This window comes from Tardiphaga sp., assembly GCF_025356345.1.
GTDB lineage: Bacteria > Pseudomonadota > Alphaproteobacteria > Rhizobiales > Xanthobacteraceae > Tardiphaga.
On sequence record NZ_JANXTC010000014.1, the window covers coordinates 1 to 3,172 of the forward strand.

The 3,172-nt window shown below is 62.6% G+C and carries 3 protein-coding genes; 2 read left to right on the top strand and 1 reads right to left on the bottom strand.

All coding sequences use genetic code 11. From position 1 onward, the window contains the following. Positions 1 to 557: acetate--CoA ligase family protein (locus Q0S16_RS00510; protein ID WP_295843867.1), on the bottom strand; the 557-nt coding region annotated here is incomplete at its 3' end. 195 nt (positions 558 to 752) lie between these two features. On the opposite strand from Q0S16_RS00510, the gene Q0S16_RS00515 reads away from it, so the two are divergent. Both Q0S16_RS00515 and oxc read left to right on the top strand, forming a co-directional pair. Further along, positions 753 to 1,484 (top strand): GntR family transcriptional regulator, encoded by a 732-nt coding sequence (locus Q0S16_RS00515; RefSeq protein WP_295843869.1) that lies wholly within the window; start codon positions 753 to 755, stop codon positions 1,482 to 1,484. Between the two features lie 78 nt (positions 1,485 to 1,562). Continuing rightward, positions 1,563 to 3,172, top strand: a 1,610-nt coding sequence (oxc, locus tag Q0S16_RS00520) for an oxalyl-CoA decarboxylase (protein ID WP_295843871.1), incomplete at its 3' end; no start/stop codon positions are given.

A 3,172-nucleotide genomic window follows, 5' to 3' on the forward strand; every position in this document is an offset into this window, starting at 1 on the left:
GCCTGGATGCCGTCGAGCATCGACATCGCGTCATCATTGGTCGCCGGAGCCAGGCGGAAGGTCACGTCCTTCAAGACTTCGACCAGCACGCCGCCGAGGCCGAAGGCCACCAGCTTGCCGAACGAGCCGTCGGTGATCGAACCGATGATCACTTCGGTGCCGCCCATCAGCATCTGCTGCACCTGGACGCCTTCGATCTTGGCGTCGGCCTTGTACTTCTTCGCGTTCGCCAGGATCGTGTCGTAGGCCTTCTGCGCTTCATCCGCGGTCTTGACGCCGACGATGACGCCACCAGCTTCGGTCTTGTGCAGAATGTCCGGCGAGACGATCTTCATCACCACCGGAAAGCCCATGCCGCCGGCCATCTTGGCGGCCTCGTCGGCCGACGTCGCCACGCCCTCGCCCGGCACCGGAATGCCATAGGCATCGCAGACCAGCTTGCCTTCCGGGGCCGTCAGGCTGGTACGCTTGTCGGCCTTCACGGCATCGAGAATTTTGCGAACCGCCTCCTTCGCGGATGGCGCGGCAACCTGCTTGGCGAGATTCGATGGGGACATGGGCTTCCTCTCCTTGACGTCAACTTTTTGACTTGCGAAGTTGATGGCATTTGGTATGCCAGAAATATGATTGTCAAGGCGCGTTGCACTGCGGAAATGCCGAAATCGCGCCCAACTTGACACCTTGGTATTTGGTATGCCAAAAAATAAGCGTGATAACTCTGTTATACGGACGTCTCCGATGGGAGATGATTCATGGCTGCTCGAAAACCAAACAAGGCGTCGCCGACTATGGCTGAGGCAGATATTGCGATCGTCCGCATCGCACCGGAGACCAGCTTCAAGACCAAGGCCTATGACGCCTTGAAAGAAGCGATTCTCAAGATGGATATCTACACCTCGCCCGAGCAGGTGATGCTCGACGAGCGTGCGCTGTCGGAACGTCTCGGGGTCAGCCGTACGCCGATCCGCGAAGCGATCGCGATGCTCGAGCAGGACGGATTTGTGAAGACCATGCCGCGCCGCGGCATCGTGGTTGTCAGACGGACCAAGACCGAAATCGTCGACATGATCCGCGCCTGGGCGGCGCTGGAAAGCATGGCCGCGCGGCTGATCACCACCACCGCGCGAAAGAAGGACATTTCGGCGCTGCGCGACTTCTTCAAGGAGTTCAACAGCGACCGGCTGCCGCAGGATCATGTCGAGGAATATTCCAAGGCCAACATCGCCTTCCACCAGGCGCTGATCTCGCTCAGCGAATCGCCAGTGCTGGTCGACATGACCAACGACATTCTTCTGCATGTGCGCGGCTACCGCCAATTGACCATCGGTCGGGTCGATCGGCAGAAGACGTCGCTGCCCGAGCACATGGCGATCATCGAGGCGCTCGAGGAGCGCGACACCGAACTGGCGGAAAAGCGCGCGCGCGATCATACGCTGGGGCTGGCGGCTTACGTCGAGGCGCACGGCCAGGAATTGTTCACCTAGCGTTTCGTAGCACCATCATCGCTTTCACCATCACAACGCGACAACCAGTCACATCAAGAAAAGATCAGGGAGAGCGAAATGACCGCCATCGTCCAGAGCATCGCCAGTGCCGCCGAGACCGAGCAGGAGCTGACCGACGGCTTCCATCTTGTCATCGACGCGCTGAAGCTCAACGGCCTCAACACCATCTATGGCGTGCCGGGCATTCCGATCACCGATTTCGGCCGCATGGCACAGGCCGAGGGCATTCGCGTGCTGTCGTTCCGCCACGAGCAGGCCGCCGGCTACGCCGCCTCGATCGCCGGCTATCTCACCAAGAAGCCCGGCGTCTGTCTGACGGTGTCGGCGCCCGGTTTTCTCAACGGCCTCACCGCGCTGGCGCACGCCACCACCAACTGCTTCCCGATGATCCTGATCTCGGGCTCGTCCGAGCGCGAGATCGTCGACCTGCAGCAGGGCGACTATGAGGAGATGGACCAGCTCGCCATCGCCAAGCCGCTGTGCAAGGCCGCGTTCCGCGTGCTGCACGCCGCCGACATCGGCATCGCCGTGGCGCGCGCCATTCGTGCCGCCGTGTCTGGCCGCCCCGGCGGCGTCTATCTCGATCTGCCCGCGAAATTGTTCGGCCAGGTGATGGACGCCGCGGCCGGCCAGAAGTCGCTGGTCAAGGTGATCGACGCCGCGCCGGCGCAGCACCCGGGACCCGACTCGATCAAGCGCGCGCTCGACGTGCTGAAATCGGCGAAGAAGCCGCTGATCATTCTCGGCAAGGGCGCCGCCTACGCGCAGGCCGACGACGCCATCAGGGCGCTGGTCGAGAGCTCGGGCATTCCGTTCCTGCCGATGAGCATGGCCAAGGGCCTTCTGCCCGACACCCATCCGCAATGCGCCGGTGCCGCGCGCTCGACGGTGCTGAAGGACAGCGACGTCGTGATGCTGATCGGCGCCCGCCTGAACTGGCTGCTGTCGCATGGCAAGGGCAAGAGCTGGGGTGATACGCCGAAGAAGTTCATCCAGATCGACATCGAGCCGAAGGAAATGGATTCCAACGTCGAGATCGTGGCCCCCGTGGTCGGCGACATCGGCTCCTGCGTCGCGGCTCTGCTGGCGGGCATCGGCAAGGACTGGACGAAACCGTCGGCCGACTGGACCGGCGCGATCGCCAGGAAGCGCGACGACAACATTGCGAAAATGGCGCCGCGGCTGATGAACAACAATTCGCCGATGGATTATCACGGTGCGCTTGGCGTGCTGCGCACCATCGTCGCGGAACGGCCCGACGCCATGCTGGTCAATGAAGGCGCCAACACGCTCGACCTCGCCCGCGGCATCATCGACATGTACCAGCCGCGCAAGCGCATCGACGTCGGCACCTGGGGCATCATGGGCATCGGCATGGGCTATTCCATTGCCGCAGCCATCGAGACCGGCAAGCCGGTGCTCGCGATCGAGGGCGACAGCGCCTTCGGCTTCTCCGGCATGGAGGTCGAGACCATCTGCCGCTACAACCTGCCGGTCTGCATCGTCATCTTCAACAATGACGGTATTTATCGCGGCACCGACGTCAACGCCACCGGCGGCTCCGACCCGGCGCCGACCGTTTTCGTCAAGGGCTCGCGCTACGACAAAATGATCGAGGCCTTTGGCGGCATCGGCGTCAATGCGACGTCCCCGGACGAGTTGAAGCG

Excerpts from the sequence above, each read along its gene's own strand:
- Q0S16_RS00515 (WP_295843869.1), top strand. The coding sequence starts at position 753 with ATGGCTGCTCGAAAACCAAACAAGGCGTCGCCGACTATGGCTGAGGCA.